The organism is Marinifilum caeruleilacunae (assembly GCF_013141825.1).
Taxonomy (GTDB): Bacteria; Bacteroidota; Bacteroidia; order Bacteroidales; family Marinifilaceae; genus Marinifilum; species Marinifilum caeruleilacunae.
This window is the reverse complement of sequence record NZ_RZNH01000003.1, coordinates 78,635-97,371: the sequence shown is the minus strand read 5'-3', so window position 1 is coordinate 97,371 and position 18,737 is coordinate 78,635. Positions and strand designations below refer to the sequence as shown.

The window sequence follows — 18,737 nt, the reverse complement described above, 5'->3', positions numbered from 1 at the left end:
TAGAGCCCATCGGGTTAAAAATTCTTAATTGCCATGCAAATGGCATGGTAGTCAAAATTTTATTTTTTAATATTGCATCATAATTAACGGTATTTAGATTGAATCAAAATAATATCGATCCTCAAAAACAAGGAAAAAACTTTTGAAATTGAGTGCTAATTCAATCCTTTCGAATACCTTTGCATGAACTGAAATTTTATTGCAAAAATTCATATTGTTGTAGAATTTTTAGCTTGATAATCAGGTGTAAAAACCGATTTTCGCTTGAAATAGGGAGAAGTAAAAATGAAAATAAAAAGAAAGCCGGATTGGCTAAAAATACAGTTGCCAAAAGGAGATGATTATGCCTATGTAAACGGCATTGTTCAGGAACACGGATTGCATACCATTTGTTCTAGTGGTAAATGTCCGAATGTAGGAGAATGTTGGGGAAATGGAACGGCTACTTTCATGATTTTGGGGAATATTTGTACCAGGGCGTGTAAGTTTTGTAATGTTCCAACCGGAAAACCACTTCCGGTGGATACGAAAGAACCAAAGCGATTGGCTCGTTCCATTAAGCTGATGAAACTAAAACATGCTGTAATTACTTCGGTAGATCGTGACGATTTGGAAGATGGAGGATCAGGAATTTGGGCAGAATGTATCAAAGAGATTAAAGCTACCACTCCTGGTACTACATTAGAAGTTTTGATTCCCGATTTTAATGGGAAACCAGAAGATGTGGATCGCGTGATTCAAGAAAAACCTGAGGTAATTTCTCATAACCTGGAAACCGTTCGCCGACTAACCCCAGAGGTAAGAAGTCGTGCACGTTACGATGTCAGCCTTAAGGTTCTGAAGCAAATTTCAGATTCGGGAATTGTTGCAAAATCAGGTATCATGCTTGGGCTTGGTGAAACCGAAGAGGAAATATATCAGACCATGGATGATTTGTTGGCAGTAGGTGTAAGAGTTATGACCATAGGTCAGTATTTACAGCCAACCCGAAAGCATCTTGAGTTACAGGAGTATATTACACCTGAAGTGTTTAAAAAATATGAGCAAGTAGGACTTGAAAAAGGATTTTCTTTTGTGGAAAGTACACCTCTTGTTCGTTCATCATATCATGCAGAGCGACATGTGAATGCGCTGAACTTAAAGCAGGCTTTAAAAAATGATTAATACGATTTTCAGAGACCTGGCCTCAATCGATTATAAAGAGGCATGGGATTACCAGGAGAACTTGTTTCAGGAAGTATTACAATCGCGTCAGGCCAATGCCGATCTTCCTGCAGAAGAGAAAAAATTATCGAACAACTACCTTTTGTTTTGTGAGCACCCGCATGTGTACACTTTAGGGAAAAGTGGAAAAGAGCAGAACATGTTGCTTAATATGCTGCAGTTGCAAGCAAAAGAGGCAAGTTTTCATAAAATAAATCGAGGTGGCGACATCACCTATCATGGTCCGGGACAAATTGTGGGATATCCGATTCTAAACCTGGAAACTTACGATATGGGAATTAAAAAATACATCGAAACATTAGAGCAGGCCGTGATTAACTGTATTGCTGATTATGGCTTAACAGGAACACGCCTTGATAGTGCAACTGGTGTGTGGTTAGATGTAGGTACTCCAAGAGTGAGAAAGATTTGTGCCATAGGTGTGCGTGTAAGCCGTTGGGTAAGTATGCACGGTTTTGCCTTCAATGTAAATACCGATTTAAAGTATTTCGATTACATAAACCCATGCGGATTTGTTGATAAAGGTGTAACTTCATTAAAAAAAGAGCTAGGCAAAGAGCTTGATATTGAAGAGGTAAAACATAATTTAAAAAATCATATCGCAAATCTGTTTGATATGAAGCTGGAAATTGACTAATTTGGCTAGCTAAAATCTTGGGTATGGAAAAAAGATGGGTAATAAATGAGCCGGGCGAAGAAGAAACGGTTGGCGCACTAATGGAATCATTGGGTGTTGACCGAGTGATTGCCAATCTGTTAGTTCAGAGAGGAATCACAAACTTCGAAATGGCCAAGGCTTTTTTTCGTCCCAGTCTTGAAGATCTGCACGATCCATTCCTGATGAAAGATATGACCCATGCAGTAGATCGTTTGGTGACTGCTATGGAAAAACAAGAGCGCGTAATGGTCTATGGCGATTACGATGTTGATGGAACCACTTCTGTTGCTCTTGTATACACTTATCTAAAATCTCATTTCGATTTTATCGATTACTATATTCCAGATCGTTATTCGGAAGGTTATGGAATTTCGAAAACCGGAATCGATTATGCTGCCGAAAATAATATCAGCCTAATAATTGCTTTGGACTGTGGTATTAAAGCCATCGAAAAAATTGCCTATGCAAGCGAAAAAGGGGTAGATTTTATCATTTGTGATCATCATACACCAGATGAAACTCTGCCTGATGCTGTGGCAGTTCTTGATCCGAAAAGAAGTGATTGCGACTACCCTTGTGATGTACTTTCGGGTTGCGGTGTTGGATTTAAATTGATGCAAGGATTAGCCCAAAAGAAAAACTGGGACTTTGAAACTTTAATTCCTTTGCTTGATCTACTCGCGGTAAGCATTGCTTCGGATATTGTTCCCATTACCGGCGAAAATCGTGTGTTGACTTATTTTGGTTTAAAGCAGCTGAATGAAAGTCCACGCCTGGGATTAAAAACGATCTTAAATCTTGCAGGGGTAACCAAGGATTTAAGTGTGAATGATATCGTTTTTAAGATCGGCCCGAGAATTAATGCAGCAGGTCGAATCCAGTCTGGAAATCATGCCGTGCAGTTGCTAATCGCCGAAAGGGAAGAAGCTGCAACTTTAATTGGAGATACCATTAATGGTTTAAACGAGGATAGAAAAGAGTTGGATCACACCATTACCGATGATGCCCTGGATCGTGTTGCAAAAAGCAAAGCCTTACTTGAAAAGAAAAGTACTGTTCTATTCGATCGTAACTGGCACAAAGGAGTAATTGGAATTGTAGCATCTCGTATGATCGAAACCTATTACAAGCCAACAGTAATTCTTACCGAATCGAATGGCTTTGCAACGGGTAGTGCCCGTTCGGTTGATGGCTTTGATTTGTACAATGCCATTTCGGCTTGCAGTGATTTGTTGGAAAACTTTGGTGGACACAAATATGCAGCCGGATTAACCATGAAAATTGAAAATGTAAGTGCATTTCAACAGCGTTTCGAAGAGTATGTTTGCGAGAACATTACCGACGACATGTTGGTTCCTCAAATTAAGGTTGATGCCAGTATTAAACTATCTGACATTACACCTAAATTTTTCCGCATCTTGAAACAATTTGAGCCATTTGGTCCTAAAAATATGACTCCTGTTTTTATTAGCGAGAAAGTGGTTGATTATGGCTACAGCCGACCAGTTGGCAGAAATAAGGAACACCTGAAACTTTCGGTGGTTGATGATATCCGCGAAGGAGATGTAAAAGGCGGTATTGCTTTTTCGATGGGGAATTTGTATTCTAAAATATCAAGCGGTTCACCTTTCGATGTTTGTTACTCGGTACAAGAGAATGAATATATGGGGAAAGTGGAGACCCAATTGATGGTTCGCGATATTAAATTCTAGAATTTATACTTCCAAAAATTATTGTTTACAGTTTAATTAGTCTCGATCTGTTTAAGAAAAAACAGATTAAAAGATTAATTTTTTCTAATCAAGGATCTAATTGAGATTTTTCTGATTCATGCACTCCTTTGCGTTGATTTATTGGGGGTTTCAAATTTGTCAGTTTCGCGAAGCTTATTATCTTTGCGCCAATTTGTGAATTTTTAAATCCATTTTATGATCCTTACTCAAGAAGCTACGGCTCCGGGATTCCAAAGTCCCACGAAAAGAATTGTTTTGGGAGTACAATTTCTCTTTGTTGCATTTGGCGCAACAGTACTAGTCCCATTGTTAGTTGGTATTGACCCAGCAGTCGCATTATTTACAGCAGGAATCGGAACCTTGATTTTTCATTTAATCACAAAAGGTATGGTTCCTGTTTTTTTAGGCAGTAGTTTTGCCTTTATTGCTCCAATTGTTGCAGCAACAGAACTTTATGGTTTGCCTGGAACCTTATCGGGATTAATCGCCGTTGGTGTGGTTTATGGCCTGGTGTCAGGAATTATTAAAGTTTGGGGATTGCGAGTAATTGAGAAAATTTTCCCTTCTATTGTGGTTGGACCTGTAATCATGATTATTGGTTTGTCATTGGCACCAGTTGCTGTTAATATGGCTAAAACCAACTGGATTATCTCTTCGGTTGCTTTGTTAACTGCAATTTTAATTGTTGTGTATACCAAAGGAATGCTTAAGCTGATTCCTATTTTCTCGGCAATTGTTGTGGGTTATGTCGTATCTGTGGTTTTAGGACAGGTTGATTTTACGCCAATTCAAGAAGCTGCGTGGTTCGCTTTGCCTGAGTTTGTTCGTCCGGAATTAAACTGGAGTGCAATTTTGTATATGATTCCGGTTGCTTTTGCCCCAATTATCGAGCACGTTGGTGATATGTACGCAATTGGTGGTGTAGCAAACAAAGAGTTTGTGAAAAAGCCAGGATTAAACAGAACCTTATTGGGCGATGGTGTTGCTACTGCTTTTGCAGGATTCTTTGGAGGACCTCCAAATACCACTTATTCGGAAGTAACAGGTGCAATTGCATTAACAAAGGTTGTTGACCCTAGAGTATTGAGAATTGCGGCGGTTACCGCTTTGGTTTTCTCTTTAATTGGTAAGGTAAGTGCATTCTTAAAAACCATTCCACAGGCTGTATTGGGTGGTATTATGCTATTGCTTTTTGGTATGATTGCTGGTATTGGTATCAAGACATTGATTGATGCAAAAACCGACTTTACAAAAACAAGAAACCAGGTAATTATCTCTGTTGTTTTAACAGTTGGTATTGGTGGTGCTCAAATTAGTTATGGAAACTTCTCTTTAGCAGGAATTGGTTTGGCTTCGGTAGTAGGCGTTGTGTTAAACCTGATATTGCCAGATAAATCGAATCCAATTAAAGGAAGTGAAGTAAAAGAATAGCTGATAATTAGATGCTTATTGAAATAATTGCTCTTTTAATAAGTATTCTGTTAAAAATTGATTAAATTTGATTCTGTTAACCTGAATCTTAGTTTAGGTTTTAACATCCCTTTTATATATAAAGCCCCTTTTTGGGGCTTTTTTATTTTATTCAATTGATGGATGTGTTTACTTGCTTTGGTAGCGGAACTGATACCTTCCGTATTCGAAGTCTATTTTCTCATCTTCTTTGATGTAGAAACCCTTATTGTCGCATAAGTTTGAGCCATAATTGTAGGTGCATTCTTCGTTTTTGAGAGAAAAAAGAACCTCGCCTACAGGAATAAATTGGCAGGCATGACTTATTAACAATGGTGTTAATATCTCTGATTTGTATTCCCTGCCTTCAGAATTGACACCTGTTGTTATTCCACCAATGAGAAACTGATCGTCCCAGGGATTATCCGCCGTTTCGAAACCTTCAATCCATTCTCTTGTTTTTGTACCTTCCAATGAATAGGAATTGCCTTTTTCGTCGGTAAAAATCAGATCATTAAATATTACTTCAAATTGTAAATTCTGATTGGATGACAAGCCTGAACCATTCAGTTCGATATGCCCGGATACATTAAGATTATTGATGTAAAAATGCTGGAACTCAATAGCGAGACAACAGTTTTTGTCAGAGATAATCCCATCTAGCTTGGTGCTGATTTTTCCTCTCTTTAATCTGCCCAGGTAATCAGCTCTGTTTTCGCTGCCATAGTCTATAATTACGGAACTTGCCTGATCTGAATTGTCATTATATACAACCTTAACCTGTGGAAGGGAATCTTGCTTTGTGGTAAAACCGTTTTCAATGCTCAGAACATTGTATTCAACTTCGTTTAAGATATTTTCGATAATGCAATTTACCATGGCATTTTCTTCAACGTTTACCGGGTTGGTAATGTTGACCTCCAATTCGTGCTCTGTAGAATCGCATGAGCCAAACATGATAATAGAGGCTACAAAGTAGCATAATTCTTTTCTTATCCTCATACAGCAACTTCTTTAAGGGTGATATGCAGAGGTTTACGAAATTGTTTAAGAAAAGTTATACAAGAATAAAATCAAGCAGATGACTTGAAATGTTTTTGAAGTAAGAACAAGCAAGCATTAGAACATGTACTTGATGCCAATATTTAAAGTCGTTGGGTTGTATTTTAAATCAACAAGTGTTTGGTTTGAACCGCCTTCCTCCTTAAGGTCGAATTTTGAGAAAAAGGATTTTCTCAGTTCAGTGTTGAGTATCCATCTTCGACTTAATTCATAATCGTATGCCAGAATTAAATGAACCCCAATACGTCCAGAGTCTGAGAATGATACTTCTGAACCATTGGTTTCATAATCTAAATCTATTTCTTCTATCATCGCCAATCCTGCCCCGGTATAAAGGGTTGATTTGTCATTTTTGTACAATGAATAAAGTCCATCTAGATAAATGGTGTTTGAGGCATAATTTCCATCGTATTCCATATTGTCGATACTTGTGGACGAACTGTTTGATTTGTATTCCCAGCCCAAAACAGTTGCTATTTTTTCGTTCCATTGATATCCGATCGAGATGCCCGATGAAAAACCAATTTTTGTATCTACATTTATTGAATTCAACAATTCAGCATCTTGTCCGTTGATATTCATGTTGGAAACATGGCTTCCACCACCATACAGTTTCAGAAAAAATTTACGCTCTTGATTTTTATTCTGAGCTTCTGTTTTAATGCTTGAAAAACAGAATACAGACATAATTATTGCAATGAATTGTACTAATCTCATAGCTGGAGTTTTTATTAATTTCTATCTCTCTTGTAACAAATAGATTTTGATATTGTTGAAAAGAGATGCATTGTGGGCAAAAGAAAATCCCTTTCCACCGAAGTGAAAAGGGATTTTGAATATGGAAAATTCTATTTTGAATTAAGCTATCAATTAGGCAAAATAGAATTTAATTATAAACAATACCGCGATTATAAGCATTACCGGACTAATTTCTTTGTAACGACCAGTTAGTAACTTCAAGGTTACATATGCCAACATTCCGAATACAATACCATCAGCGATGCTAAATGTTAATGGCATCATAATGATACAAAGGAATGCAGGAATTGCTTCTGTAAAATCGTTTAAGTCTACCTTCAAAATTGGCGACATCATGAACAAACCTACAATAACCAAAGCAGGAGCAGTAGCAGCCGAAGGAATCATGATAAATACAGGAGCAAATAACAATGCAAGAGCAAACATACCAGCTGTTGTAAGAGCAGTCATACCCGTTTTACCACCTTCAGATACACCAGCAGCACTCTCTACGTAAGTAGTTACGGTTGAAGTACCTAAGATTGATCCGAAGAAAGTACCAATAGCATCAGCAAATAATGCTTGCTTCACGCGTGGTACACGACCGTCTTTGTCCAACATATCAGCTTTAGAAGCTACACCAACAAGAGTTCCAACAGTATCGAACATATCCACAAATAAGAATGTGAAAAGTACGATAGCCATGTCAATGGTCAAGATCTGAGAGAAATCGAACTGGAAGAAAATTGGAGAAACAGATGGCGGAAGACTTACAAACTTGTAGTTTTCCGGCATTTGAGTTACACCTAAAATCAGTGCTAAAATTGTTGAGAAAAGAATACCGATTAACAAAGATCCTTTTACATTTCTTGCAAAAAGAACACCTGTTACAAGGATACCAACTAACCCAACAATTACGCTTGGGCTTTTCATATCGCCAAGGCTTACCAATGTTGCAGGGTTATCAACAATTACACCAGCTCCTTTTAAACCAATAAATGCAATAAATAGACCGATACCTACCGAAACAGAATGTTTTAGGTTTAACGGAATGGAGTTTACTATGAGCTCACGAATGTTGAACGCTGTAAGTAAAAGGAAGATAATACCTTCAAGAAATACTGCTGTTAATGCAAATTGCCAGCTGTATCCCATTCCCAATACTACGGTAAAAGCGAAGAATGCATTCAAACCCATACCTGGAGCCAATGCGAAAGGAAGTTTGGCAACCAAGGCCATTACCAAAGTTGCGATAATCGCCGAAATAGCAGTTGCAGTAAATACAGCTCCTTTGTCCATTCCGGTTGCACTTAAAATATCCGGGTTCACCGCTAGGATGTATGCCATTGTCATAAAGGTAGTGATACCGGCAACAACCTCAGTTTTTACGTTCGAACCCTGTTTTGTAATGTTAAAAAACTTATCTAACATGATGTTTTGTTTTTAAAATTGATTAGAAATTCCATTTCACAGCAAGGGTTGGACGAACTTCGAAATCGCCACCTGCAAAGTTGTTAGAAATTTCAACCTCACCACCAAATGAGATGTTTTTAGAACAGTTGTACCACAATTGTGGCTCTGTTAGGAATACAGTGTCATCAGACAAACCATTTTCAGTCCAAAGATCAGCAAATCCTGAGAAAGTCATTTTACCTTCGAAGAAGTTAACATACCATGTACCAGTGATTTGGAAGTTAGCTTCGCCAGCATCTTTAATTGCTTTGTAACCTGCATAAGTTGAGAAACCGCTCTTAGCACCACCTTTAGCATAGTTTACACCATAAATCCATGCATTGTTGATTGTGTAACCAAAATTACCAACAGGTGTTTCTGCGCTACCTACACCACCATTGTACTCAATATGCAAACCGATAGGCATTTTTTCTGTTTTCAATACACGAGCAATTTCAAAGTAACCCTGGTTGATTCCGTTTTCAGCATCGTAATCAAAATCGATGAATGTGAAAGTGTTACCCCACTTGTCCATTTTGAACATTTCAAAAGTAGAAGTGAAATGACCTCTGTCGAAATCGCGGTGAATTTGAAAGTTTTGTGCATTAGCAGCAAAAGATACCAAAACAGCGAAAATTGCAATTAGTTTTTTCATAATAAAATGATTGTTTAATAGAAATTAATTAGGTAAAAATATTATAAATGGTTGTTTAATTCTTTATGATCTCTTTAATGTGGTTGACTACCTTAGGACAACCAGTTTCCTTTAATTTTTGATAGGATTGATGACCGGAAGCAATTAAAATGCAATCGCAACCCAATTTTTTTGCCACTTCGAAATCGTGAGTCGTATCGCCAAAAAGGCATACCTCATTTGCTTGTAATTCATGTTTTTTCATCAATTGTAAGCCGTTGTCAATTTTCGAGCTTGCGTATATGTTATCAATTCCTGATATCTCGTCAAAATACTGGCTGATTTCTTCACTTTGTGTCGAATTGTGAAGCATATTTTGTTCCATTGCCGATAAAATAAATTGCTTTTTGCCTTCTTTGTTAAAAAGCGAAAGCAGATCGATGGCTTCCGGGAAAATTCCGGATTGTGGCAACAACTCAGTATAATGATCTATAAATTCGTTTGCCGCTTTATCCCAATCTTCGGTTTCGAAATCAAATCCTACAGCTTCGTAATAACTTTTCACCGGAAAAGTGAAAACCTCACGATAATGTTCAATGGTTAGCAAAGGCAATCCTCTTTTTTCAAGCATTTTGTTGATACTCAAAACTCCAATCGATAAATCGTCGAGTAAAGTTCCGTTGTAATCCCATATGAATGCTTTATAATTTAACATGCTTTTTCGCTTTTGGGATTTGAGATGAAACAAGAGGTTGCTTTGGTTACCGAATGAAGATCGGTAGGATCTATTTTGATTTGTTTGCCTCTTAAACCAGCACTTATCAGGATATAATCCATTTCTAATGCCGATTGATCGAGATATAAAGGGTAATCTTTTTTCATGCCAAGGGGAGAACATCCACCACGGATGTAACCGGTAAGTTCTTGAATGTTTTTCATAGGAACCATTGCACATTTTTTATTTCCGCTAATTTGTGCGATGGATTTAAGATCGAGTTCGGATGAACCAGGTATGCAGGCAACAATAACTCCCGTTTTGTCTCCGGAAAGTACAAGAGTTTTGTAGATGTGACGAATATGCTGACCCGTTTTCTCGGCTACGCGTTCAGCTCCCAATTCGATTGGATCTGTATCGTAATCGATAATCGCATATTCTATGTTTGCCCTGTCTAGTATACGGGCTGCATTGGTTTTCTTCATCCTTTCGTTTTTTGGCCCGAGCCTGAAGATTTTCTTCGGATCGGGAATTACCAGTTTCCCAGATGATATTTTTTAATGAGCGGCAAAAATAGTAAAAATTTTAAATTTCAAAATTGTTTCAAGACGATTTGCAAAACAGTTTGTCCCAAATGTCCTGTTTTAAGGCCGATTCGAGACCTTAAAAAAATGTAGTTTTAATTTTTATTGAATTAAAATTGGGCTAGTCTTAACATTTCGGACTTTCTTTACATTTACATTGCTGATATCTTATTTAAAATTATTTTTTGTTCCGAATTTGCTATCTTTTATAAAGAAATCACATTTCCTAACTATTTTATTGAGTCATGGTAGTCATTGAAGCTCACGTTGTTCCAGAAGGAACGGAAACCATTCGATTGCAAGAATATGCTTTGCAAATTTTCGAAAGTATCAATACCAATCAAGGAATTAAAAAGGCCATAAAAAGAGGATTGATCAGGGTAAATGGTAGTGAAGCTTCAACTGGTTTATGGGTAAAAGCAGGATTTAAAATTGAATTATGCGACCTGGAACTCCCTCCAAGTAAAGTGTATAAATTGCCATTGGAAATTATTTACGAGGATGACTATATCGCTTTGATTAATAAGCCAGGTGGAATTTCGGTGAGTGGAAATCAATTTCGAACCATTCAAAATGCTTTGTCCTACAACTTGCGTCCTTCTATGAGGAAGAATGCCCTGCCAGTTTTTCGCCCGGTTCACCGAATTGATAGTCCAACCTGTGGTTTGTTGTTGATCGCAAAAACGGGCGATGCTGCTGCGAAATTGGGACAGCAGTTCGAGGAAAGAGTCATCAAAAAACGATATACTGCCGTGGTAATCGGCTCTCTACCCGAGAGAGGTAAAATTGATATGCAGGTCGATGGTAAGGATGCGGTAAGTACCTTCCGACTTGTAAAAAAGTCACCTTCCATTCGAAACCGATTTTTAAGTTTGGTTGATTTGTATCCCGAAACTGGAAGAACACACCAATTGCGAATTCATATGGCAGGATTGGGAAATCCAATTTTGGGCGATAAAATATATGGTACCGAAGGTGAAATTCTGAGGGGAAAAGGTTTGTTTTTATGCGCCACCGAATTGCAATTTATCCATCCCGATAGCTCAGAGGAGATGAGAATTACCATCGATCCTCCATATAAATTCGGTCGATTTATGGAAATGGAGGAGAAGCGATGGTTGAAATACAATTCAGAAACTGAAAAGGTCTAATGCCTACTGGTAAAATGCATCAATTCCTGGATATTCAAATTTTTTAATGGCCATTTCTTGTGGGAAAATCATATACTGAACTTCGGCTTCCGAACAAACTTTTCCCTCCGGATCGAGAATTTCGGCATGAATATTTGCAAACCGTCTGTCTTTGGAAATAAGTTTGCCACGAACCGTAAGTTTTCCTTTATCGGTAAAAGCCGAATTTTTAAATTTTGCATTTAAAGCAGTGGTCACACCAGCTGTTTCGCACTTTACGAAAACAACCCAGCAAGCAATTTCATCCAGTATGGTAGTTTGAATCCCACCATGTAGTACATTCTTAAAACCAGATAAATGGGATTTTGGTTCCCATTCAGAGATCACATAGTCGCCTTCTTCGAAAAATTCCATTTGTAAACCTTGCTCATTATCAGTGGAGCAGCCAAAACACTTGCCATTTTCAGTGGAACGATATGGGTTGATTATTTTTTTCATTATTCTCAATTTTATGAGTTCGAAAGTACAACAAGTATTCGATAGAGAAAAATCTAAAATCTGAATTTTAGCTGAACTTTTAAGTCGGATTTCACATTGCCTTTTATTCTCGAGGTGCCTGTGCCAATGCCTTCGGTATGTGCATATTTGCTTTGTGCATACCTTGCATACAGGCTTAATTTCTTGCTGATTTTGTAAGACATGTTGAAATAAAATCGACTGCCTTTTTTGTAGTAAGCAGGAACCGAATAGGCGTATAAAATATCGCTTTCATAGGCGTAAATTCGGGTCTTGTACGAATCTGTATCGAATATGGCATATCGCAAACTAAATTGCAGGGGGATTTGCTGCATTCTGTAAATAATATCCTGGTAGATTAAGAATCCATTTTCACTTTTTTCTGACTGTTTATAATGTGAAAATTCCACCCGGTTTCTAATTTCCCACTGGCTGCCTGGTTTTGCCGAAAGGTGAAGACGATATTGTGTTTTTTCAAATTCCAGCGGCGTACTAATAAATTCGGAAACTGTATTCTCTGCTTTATTTTCTTGTTTGTATCTAAAATAAAGCGATAGGTTTTCATTTTTTGTATACTCAATTTGTGAGAAATACTCATGTCCCGTGCCTGGAGCACTACCCTTGTAACGCAACCATGGAAACTCAAACTGATCGTAATAAGCTTTAATGGTCCACTTAGGAAAAGGATGAAAAGTGATGCCAAAATACAATCCTTCCTCATTTTGATTTTTGCTTTGCTCCGAGAAAGCATTTGAAAAATGTGCATGGTAATCCTTTTCGAACTTGCGATAAATGCTTTCCAGATTTAATTTAGGATGGATATGGATGTTTGCAGCTTGCAAAATTGCCTTGCCCCCGGATTTTGATTGGGCAATTTCTCCAAACAAATGAAAATTACTGATTTGGCATTGGTAGGTAAAACTTAAGTTGTGATTGTGTGTTCCTTTGAAATAATACTGGGAGTAGGCCTTTTCATTGATTTTAATTTTTGGTGAATAAGTGTATTGGATGTAGGAGATCCCGAGCTCGAAATTCTTGATATTCCAGTTTACACATCCGCCATAAAGATTTTCTTCCAAGGCGTCTTTTTGCTTCATCTCATTTCTGTTGCGATGCAAACCGGTGTTTACAATGCTCGAAATATAAGTAGGGTTTGGAACATCTTCAGTGCTTGCATCTATTTTTTTATAGGAAGCAAAAGTAGCCAGTTGAATTTGCTTGAAAGGATTGAGTACTATTGCAGCTCCTCGAAAAAAACGATTTTCATCGCTTGATTTATAGGCTCTGATCCCCTGGTATTTCTTTGCATTTTGGGTGGTAAATGAAGATTTTTTACCGGCCATTCCCGACCATAAAATTAGTCCTTGCCCAAATTTAACCTGGTAATCGCCCAGATTGATTTGTTGAATAAATCCATTCGATTTTTTCTGCAAATGAGCAGAGTAGAAATCAAAACCCGTGGAGTTTGGATGTGTAAAAAAAGCCTCGCCTTTGTCATTTTCTGCAGTGATACCAAATTGAATACCTGATTTTGGTGTTTCCAGCTGGTATCTGCTATAATATTTCCAGGCGTTTCCCAAATATCTCGAATTGCTGTTTGCGGTGAAATATCCTTCTTCCTTTTCGAAACTGTATTCGCTTCGCAGCAAGAGCAGTTGCCATAAGGATTTGGACTGGTAGCTTTTTAGCTTTGTTTTTGTAGAAATCAGTGGTGCGATATTTCTCAGAAGATCAGTTGAAAAACCTGGAATTAATTGCAGTTCGTAAATGCTTAGAATTTCTCCATTCTCTTCACGGTATTTTAAAAGTTGTTCAATTTGGTTTTTATTTAAAAGGTAAAGCTTCTCTAATTCACGCGAATGGGCCGTATTTACATTAATCGGATTTTGAATCAAGCTGCGAATTTCTTCCAGCAAATTTGTGAAATCTGTGTTGTTTTCATCCTGTGCCGCAATGTTTTCAATGATATTCTCGATGATATCCTGTTCATTGGCAGTGTTCTGGGTTTGTGCGACCTTCAAAAAACAGATCAAAATTAAAACTGGCAATAAGATTCGAATTGATTTCATTTTCTGGATTTAAAATTGAAAACTAATGTCGGCAGAAGGGGTGTAACCAAGAACAGGATGGCGAGAGAAGCCAATATTTGCTTTTAAATGGCTAAAGTTGAAACCAAGGCCTAAACAAATCGAGTTTGGATGATTATGTACACCGACACGCAGAGATAGTTTTTTATGAATAGGGTATTCAATGCCAGCTTTTACTTGGAGATCATCATCTAGATTTTTTTGTATTTCGGAGCAGATCATTGCTCCATTGGAAAGTTTCCATGAAAATCCAAACCGACCAATTGTGGGAATAGGCTCATCGTAATCCGTGTATTGGAATTTTTCCTGGTTGGGATTTGAGATGTGAAATCCCAAATAAAAATTTGAGCTGATTTCGGCAAGTAAACCAATTTCAAATGTATACTTCGATTGAGAGCCAAATTCCGAACTCAGTTTTTTACTGTGCTGATTGAATTGAATGCCAGCCCAGAGATTTTTGCCTAATTCTCTGGAATAGGCAATGCCAATTTTAGATTCTTTGTATAATTCAAACCCAAACTGTGAGTAGCTTCCGGCAAATGTTCCAAATTTGCCTGGAAAATTGAGGTGAAGAGATTTGGTGCTTAACTCTTTAATTGAGAAACGGTTTTCGTAGTATGCACCAAAGGATTTTTTCTTCAGCAATGAGAGGCCTGCCTGGTTATAAAAGCCCGACCATTCATCAAAAAGAGCAACAGAAGCATTGCCTAAAGAAAATGCCCTGGCTCCTGAAGGTCTGTTGCCATCAGAAGCACTAGCTGCAAAGGGAGCAATTAGCAGAATGAGTAACAGTTTGCGCATGGTTTTGTCTTGAATTCATGAATCAAATTTCAATCATTTGACTTGAACTCAAACCGCTTATGCGCTTTATGGCTTAATCTTAGATTATCAATATGAGGATCTTATTGTTAAAATAAAATAAAAAAATCTGCAAATCATAAAGAAATGCAGATTTATTTTGAAAATTAGGTATATCCTATCCTAGTTTGTTTTGAAATCGTACTTTACAGTCGATAGTTCTTCGTTTGCTTTTACGATTTTATCTTTCAAGCCTTCTTTGAATTCGATCACAGCTTCTTGCAAATTTTCATCACCAACAGCAAGAATTTGTGCCGCTAAAATACCTGCGTTCATTGCACCGTTAATACCAACTGTTGCAACAGGAATTCCCGGAGGCATCTGAGCGATACTCAAAAGAGCATCCATTCCATCAAGAGAAGCCTTAATCGGTACACCAATAACAGGAATTGAAGTCATTGCTGCAATAACACCCGGAAGGTGAGCTGCCATTCCTGCACCTGCAATAATTGCCTGGATACCGTTATCTTTGGCATTTTTAGCAAACTTTTCTACTTGTTCCGGCGTTCTGTGAGCAGATAATGCATTGATTTCGAAAGGAATTTTAAAATCATTAAGAACTTTTGCCGCTTTTTCCATAACTGGCAGATCCGATGTGCTGCCCATTATAATACTAACTTTTGCTTTCATCTGGTTTTTTCGTGGATTTAATAAATAAAATGACAAAAAATTGTACTTTTGCAGCAAAATCAGGAATTGTTTTAATTCCAAAATGTGAACCTGCATCCGTCGCTAATTTTATGGCGTAAAAATGAAAAAAAAATATGTATGTTCCATATGGAGTTGAAACATTTTTTATTTTCTGATCGGAAATTGGATAAGAATACATTAACGATAGCTTAGGGCATTGCCTTAATCGCCCGATAATTCAGGTTATTTGAAGGGGGAAATCGGACAACTAAGACAAATTATTAAAGACTAATGAAAACTGTAAAACTTCTTGATCGAGAATTTCGAGTATCAATTCCAGCTGAGGAAATTGATAAAGTAATTGCCCAAATGGCTGAAAAAATGAATAAGGAACTGGCAGGAAAAGATCCATTATTCATTTGTATTTTAAATGGTTCTTTCATGTTTGCATCAGATTTGATGAAGCAAATTACCGTTGATAACGCTCAAATTACATTCATGCGTTTGTCATCGTACGAAGGAACAAGTACAACTGGTAAAGTGAAAAAATTGATGGGCTTTACCGAAGATTTAAAAGATCGTACTGTTGTTTTACTGGAAGATATTGTTGATACAGGAATCACCATTTCGAATACCCTAGAGCAAATTAAAGATTACGAAGCAAAAGAGGTATTGGTAGCAACAATGTTATTCAAGCCTGATGCCTTAATCAGAGATGTGAAATTGCACTATGTTGGAATGGATATTCCTAATGATTTTATTGTTGGTAGAGGATTAGATTATGATGGAATGGGACGTAACCTTCCGGATATCTATACTGTAATTGAATAAAGAATGCTGAATATTGTTTTGTTTGGACCTCCGGGCTCGGGAAAAGGAACACAATCTAAATTGTTGGAAGAACGATTTGGCTTGATTCATCTTTCGACCGGAGATGTTTGCAGGGAAGAGATTAAAAAAGCGACTCCTGAAGGATTAGAGGCGAAAAGATTGATTGATGGAGGAAACTTTTTTCCAGATCAGTTGGCATACCGTATTGTTGAGAAATTTATCGATTCCAATAGCGAAGCGAAAGGTTTTGTGTACGATGGCATGCCTCGACATGTAGGACAAGTTCCCGTTTTTGCCGAAATGCTAAGCAAACGAAACAGTAAGGTTGATATTGTGGTCGAACTTAAGGTAGAGGAAGAGGAGTTGGTTCAGCGACTGTTGAAGCGTGGAGAAACCTCGGGTAGACCAGATGATAGCGGACGTCAAGTAATAGAAAAGCGTTTGCGAATTTATGATGATGTAACTGCACCAATTGCAGAAGATTATAAGAAAGCAGGAGTCTATTTCTCTGTCGATGCCATGGGATCGATGAATGAAGTATTGGATAGAGTATCGGTACTTGTTGAGGAACAATTATCGATAAAACCTGTTTATGCAGAAGTGCGATAGAAAATTAAAACTATGTCGGGATCTAATTTTGTTGATTACGTAAAGATTTTTTGTAGATCGGGAGCTGGAGGAAATGGTTCAACACACCTTCATCGTGATAAATTAACGATGAAAGGAGGTCCTGATGGTGGTGATGGTGGTCGTGGTGGTCACATTGTTATACGTGCCAATGCGCAACTTTGGACCTTGATTCACCTGAAGTTTAGCCGACATGTATTTGCTGGCGATGGTGGATCGGGAAGTCAGAGTAGAAGTACCGGTTTCGATGGTGAAGATAAAGTAATTGAAGTACCACTTGGAACAGTAGCCCGCGACGCCGAAACCGGCGAAGTAATTTTCGACGTAACCGAAGATGGCGAAGAAAAAGTTTTGGTGAAAGGTGGCCGTGGAGGACTGGGAAACTGGCACTTCAGATCTTCAACCAACCAAACACCACGATATGCTCAATCGGGAGGCGAGAGAGTAGAACGATCGGTGATTTTGGAACTTAAGGTTCTTGCTGATGTTGGTTTGGTAGGATTCCCGAGTGTTGGAAAATCTACACTTCTTTCTGTTGTTTCGGCAGCAAAACCAAAAATTGCAGAATATCATTTTACCACACTGGTTCCCAACCTTGGAATTGTAGCCTATCGCGACGATCGCTCCTTTATTATGGCTGATATTCCTGGAATTATTGAAGGGGCTCATGAGGGAAGAGGACTGGGATTACGATTCCTGCGTCATATCGAAAGAAACTCCGTACTGTTGTTTATGGTGGCTGCAGATAGCAACGATATCCACAACGAGTACAAGATACTTTTAAACGAGCTAAAGCAATTCAATCCTGAGCTGCTGGATAAGCAACGTTTGCTGGCAATTACCAAATCGGATATGCTCGATGAGGAATTAATGGATGAAATTAAGAAGGATTTGCCTGATGTTCCATCTGTTTTCATATCTTCAGTGGCTCAAAAAGGAATCATGGAACTAAAAGACATGATTTGGAAAGCAATTAACGAATAAAAATAAACTTGCGAATGGATACCCTAATTCAATTGGATAAAGAGCTTTTAATATGGTTGAACAGCCATAATACACCATTTTGGGATGTTGTAATGATGTTTTTTACCCGAAAAGAATTTTGGATTCCTTTGTACCTTCTCCTGCTGTATCAAATCTACAAAGTGAAAGGCAAAGAAGCTTTGTGGTGGATACTGGGAGCATTTTTCCTGATCTTTTTATGCGATCAGATTTCAACACAATTGTTCAAAAATGTGTTTGAACGATTTCGTCCAAGTCACGATCCAAGCCTGGAAGGTATTGTAAACCTGGTAAGTGGATACAAGGGAGGGAGATATGGATTTGTATCTTCTCATGCAACCAATTCATTTGGGTTTGCGCTATTTACCTCCCTTTTGTTCAGGAATAAATTGTACACATTCTTCATTTTCTCCTGGTCTTTGTTGGTGATTTACACGCGTATTTATCTTGGTGTTCATTTTCCCGGAGATGTTATTGGAGGTATGATTCTAGGCTTAATTTTGGGTTACGCAGTTTATCGCTTATGCAAGTGGTTTACAAGTTCTCGAAGTGGATCTGTATCGAGAGGAAGACGAAGTATAGATGTCTTAAATTACTCCGCAGTCTGGCTGATTGTTGCTGTTGCATCAGTCGAAATCTTAACCATTTGCCTGGTGGTAAGAAAGCTCTTAAAGTACGGTTTGTTTTAAGCTGATATTTTCTTTCTCGAAGCTTCAAATATCATTTTCATGCGATTATTGATAAATAGAAGCTTGCATTTTCGATAAAATTAAACTTCCCCTTAATTTGGAATGATTTTGATTTTCA

Annotated in this window: 19 protein-coding genes; 9 read left to right on the top strand and 10 right to left on the bottom strand. The window is 37.8% G+C overall.

Annotated elements, in window-relative coordinates:
- Nucleotides 1-285: 285 nt before the first annotated feature.
- From lipA to ELS83_RS03070, 4 genes are all read left to right on the top strand, one after another.
- The gene (lipA, locus tag ELS83_RS03085; protein ID WP_171594062.1) at nucleotides 286-1,164 is read left to right on the top strand and encodes a lipoyl synthase; all 879 of its coding nucleotides are present in this window, start codon (nucleotides 286-288) and stop codon (nucleotides 1,162-1,164) included.
- A complete protein-coding gene (gene lipB, locus ELS83_RS03080; RefSeq protein ID WP_171594061.1) occupies nucleotides 1,157-1,861 on the top strand; it encodes a lipoyl(octanoyl) transferase LipB in 705 nt (234 codons plus the stop codon). Before lipA ends, lipB begins: the two co-directional genes overlap by 8 nt.
- Before the next feature lie 23 nt (nucleotides 1,862-1,884).
- Complete coding sequence (gene recJ, locus ELS83_RS03075; protein ID WP_171594060.1) at nucleotides 1,885-3,594, top strand: single-stranded-DNA-specific exonuclease RecJ; 1,710 nt, start codon at nucleotides 1,885-1,887, stop codon at nucleotides 3,592-3,594.
- A 216-nt stretch (nucleotides 3,595-3,810) separates the two neighbouring features.
- Nucleotides 3,811-5,046: a uracil-xanthine permease family protein gene (locus ELS83_RS03070; protein WP_171594059.1), complete on the top strand. Its 1,236-nt coding sequence runs from the start codon at nucleotides 3,811-3,813 to the stop codon at nucleotides 5,044-5,046.
- Between the two features lie 168 nt (nucleotides 5,047-5,214).
- Here the strand turns inward: ELS83_RS03070 and ELS83_RS03065 are convergent, their stop codons facing one another.
- The 6 genes from ELS83_RS03065 to ybaK form a co-directional block, all read right to left on the bottom strand.
- Entirely contained in the window at nucleotides 5,215-6,066 is an 852-nt protein-coding gene (locus tag ELS83_RS03065; RefSeq protein ID WP_171594058.1) for a hypothetical protein, read from the bottom strand.
- A gap of 117 nt (nucleotides 6,067-6,183) precedes the next feature.
- A complete protein-coding gene (locus ELS83_RS03060) occupies nucleotides 6,184-6,843 on the bottom strand; it encodes an outer membrane beta-barrel protein (RefSeq protein ID WP_171594057.1) in 660 nt (219 codons plus the stop codon).
- Between the two features lie 153 nt (nucleotides 6,844-6,996).
- Nucleotides 6,997-8,295, bottom strand: a complete 1,299-nt coding sequence (locus tag ELS83_RS03055; protein ID WP_171594056.1) for an NCS2 family permease — start codon at nucleotides 8,293-8,295, stop codon at nucleotides 6,997-6,999.
- Nucleotides 8,296-8,317: 22 nt separating this feature from the next.
- The gene (locus tag ELS83_RS03050) at nucleotides 8,318-8,971 is read right to left on the bottom strand and encodes a DUF5020 family protein (RefSeq protein ID WP_171594055.1); all 654 of its coding nucleotides are present in this window, start codon (nucleotides 8,969-8,971) and stop codon (nucleotides 8,318-8,320) included.
- A gap of 55 nt (nucleotides 8,972-9,026) precedes the next feature.
- Nucleotides 9,027-9,665, bottom strand: coding sequence for an HAD family hydrolase (locus ELS83_RS03045; protein ID WP_171594054.1), 639 nt, complete (start codon nucleotides 9,663-9,665; stop codon nucleotides 9,027-9,029).
- On the bottom strand, nucleotides 9,659-10,150 hold the full coding sequence (gene ybaK / locus ELS83_RS03040; protein ID WP_171594053.1) for a Cys-tRNA(Pro) deacylase: 492 nt from the start codon (nucleotides 10,148-10,150) through the stop codon (nucleotides 9,659-9,661). Before ybaK ends, ELS83_RS03045 begins: the two co-directional genes overlap by 7 nt.
- A 344-nt stretch (nucleotides 10,151-10,494) precedes the next feature.
- Between ybaK and ELS83_RS03035 the strand changes: the two genes are divergently transcribed.
- On the top strand, nucleotides 10,495-11,400 hold the full coding sequence (locus ELS83_RS03035) for an RluA family pseudouridine synthase (protein WP_171594052.1): 906 nt from the start codon (nucleotides 10,495-10,497) through the stop codon (nucleotides 11,398-11,400).
- A gap of 3 nt (nucleotides 11,401-11,403) precedes the next feature.
- Here the strand turns inward: ELS83_RS03035 and ELS83_RS03030 are convergent, their stop codons facing one another.
- The 4 genes from ELS83_RS03030 to purE form a co-directional block, all read right to left on the bottom strand.
- Nucleotides 11,404-11,877: a PaaI family thioesterase gene (locus tag ELS83_RS03030; RefSeq protein WP_171594051.1), complete on the bottom strand. Its 474-nt coding sequence runs from the start codon at nucleotides 11,875-11,877 to the stop codon at nucleotides 11,404-11,406.
- Between the two features lie 53 nt (nucleotides 11,878-11,930).
- Entirely contained in the window at nucleotides 11,931-13,964 is a 2,034-nt protein-coding gene (locus tag ELS83_RS03025) for a helix-hairpin-helix domain-containing protein (protein WP_171594050.1), read from the bottom strand.
- Between the two features lie 9 nt (nucleotides 13,965-13,973).
- Nucleotides 13,974-14,783: a PorV/PorQ family protein gene (locus tag ELS83_RS03020; protein WP_171594049.1), complete on the bottom strand. Its 810-nt coding sequence runs from the start codon at nucleotides 14,781-14,783 to the stop codon at nucleotides 13,974-13,976.
- A 180-nt stretch (nucleotides 14,784-14,963) separates the two neighbouring features.
- Entirely contained in the window at nucleotides 14,964-15,470 is a 507-nt protein-coding gene (gene purE / locus ELS83_RS03015; RefSeq protein ID WP_171594048.1) for a 5-(carboxyamino)imidazole ribonucleotide mutase, read from the bottom strand.
- A 291-nt stretch (nucleotides 15,471-15,761) separates the two neighbouring features.
- Here purE and hpt point away from each other — a divergent pair, with 291 nt between their 5' ends.
- From hpt to ELS83_RS02995, 4 genes are read left to right on the top strand one after another with little or no spacing between them, the layout of a single operon-like run.
- Entirely contained in the window at nucleotides 15,762-16,301 is a 540-nt protein-coding gene (hpt, locus tag ELS83_RS03010) for a hypoxanthine phosphoribosyltransferase (protein ID WP_171594047.1), read from the top strand.
- A gap of 3 nt (nucleotides 16,302-16,304) precedes the next feature.
- Nucleotides 16,305-16,910: an adenylate kinase gene (locus ELS83_RS03005; RefSeq protein ID WP_171594046.1), complete on the top strand. Its 606-nt coding sequence runs from the start codon at nucleotides 16,305-16,307 to the stop codon at nucleotides 16,908-16,910.
- A 12-nt stretch (nucleotides 16,911-16,922) separates the two neighbouring features.
- Entirely contained in the window at nucleotides 16,923-17,912 is a 990-nt protein-coding gene (gene obgE, locus ELS83_RS03000) for a GTPase ObgE (RefSeq protein WP_171594045.1), read from the top strand.
- Between the two features lie 14 nt (nucleotides 17,913-17,926).
- Entirely contained in the window at nucleotides 17,927-18,619 is a 693-nt protein-coding gene (locus ELS83_RS02995) for a phosphatase PAP2 family protein (protein ID WP_171594044.1), read from the top strand.
- The last annotated feature ends 118 nt before the right edge of the window (nucleotides 18,620-18,737 follow it).

Excerpts from the sequence above, each read along its gene's own strand:
- ELS83_RS03030 (WP_171594051.1), bottom strand. The coding sequence starts at position 11,877 with ATGAAAAAAATAATCAACCCATATCGTTCCACTGAAAATGGCAAGTGT.
- ELS83_RS03005 (WP_171594046.1), top strand. The coding sequence starts at position 16,305 with ATGCTGAATATTGTTTTGTTTGGACCTCCGGGCTCGGGAAAAGGAACA.
- ELS83_RS03045 (WP_171594054.1), bottom strand. The coding sequence starts at position 9,665 with ATGTTAAATTATAAAGCATTCATATGGGATTACAACGGAACTTTACTC.
- ELS83_RS02995 (WP_171594044.1), top strand. The coding sequence starts at position 17,927 with ATGGATACCCTAATTCAATTGGATAAAGAGCTTTTAATATGGTTGAAC.
- ybaK (WP_171594053.1), bottom strand. The coding sequence starts at position 10,150 with ATGAAGAAAACCAATGCAGCCCGTATACTAGACAGGGCAAACATAGAA.
- ELS83_RS03050 (WP_171594055.1), bottom strand. The coding sequence starts at position 8,971 with ATGAAAAAACTAATTGCAATTTTCGCTGTTTTGGTATCTTTTGCTGCT.
- obgE (WP_171594045.1), top strand. The coding sequence starts at position 16,923 with ATGTCGGGATCTAATTTTGTTGATTACGTAAAGATTTTTTGTAGATCG.
- lipB (WP_171594061.1), top strand. The coding sequence starts at position 1,157 with ATGATTAATACGATTTTCAGAGACCTGGCCTCAATCGATTATAAAGAG.
- ELS83_RS03025 (WP_171594050.1), bottom strand. The coding sequence starts at position 13,964 with ATGAAATCAATTCGAATCTTATTGCCAGTTTTAATTTTGATCTGTTTT.
- recJ (WP_171594060.1), top strand. The coding sequence starts at position 1,885 with ATGGAAAAAAGATGGGTAATAAATGAGCCGGGCGAAGAAGAAACGGTT.
- ELS83_RS03065 (WP_171594058.1), bottom strand. The coding sequence starts at position 6,066 with ATGAGGATAAGAAAAGAATTATGCTACTTTGTAGCCTCTATTATCATG.
- ELS83_RS03035 (WP_171594052.1), top strand. The coding sequence starts at position 10,495 with ATGGTAGTCATTGAAGCTCACGTTGTTCCAGAAGGAACGGAAACCATT.
- purE (WP_171594048.1), bottom strand. The coding sequence starts at position 15,470 with ATGAAAGCAAAAGTTAGTATTATAATGGGCAGCACATCGGATCTGCCA.
- ELS83_RS03020 (WP_171594049.1), bottom strand. The coding sequence starts at position 14,783 with ATGCGCAAACTGTTACTCATTCTGCTAATTGCTCCCTTTGCAGCTAGT.
- ELS83_RS03070 (WP_171594059.1), top strand. The coding sequence starts at position 3,811 with ATGATCCTTACTCAAGAAGCTACGGCTCCGGGATTCCAAAGTCCCACG.
- ELS83_RS03060 (WP_171594057.1), bottom strand. The coding sequence starts at position 6,843 with ATGAGATTAGTACAATTCATTGCAATAATTATGTCTGTATTCTGTTTT.
- hpt (WP_171594047.1), top strand. The coding sequence starts at position 15,762 with ATGAAAACTGTAAAACTTCTTGATCGAGAATTTCGAGTATCAATTCCA.
- ELS83_RS03055 (WP_171594056.1), bottom strand. The coding sequence starts at position 8,295 with ATGTTAGATAAGTTTTTTAACATTACAAAACAGGGTTCGAACGTAAAA.
- lipA (WP_171594062.1), top strand. The coding sequence starts at position 286 with ATGAAAATAAAAAGAAAGCCGGATTGGCTAAAAATACAGTTGCCAAAA.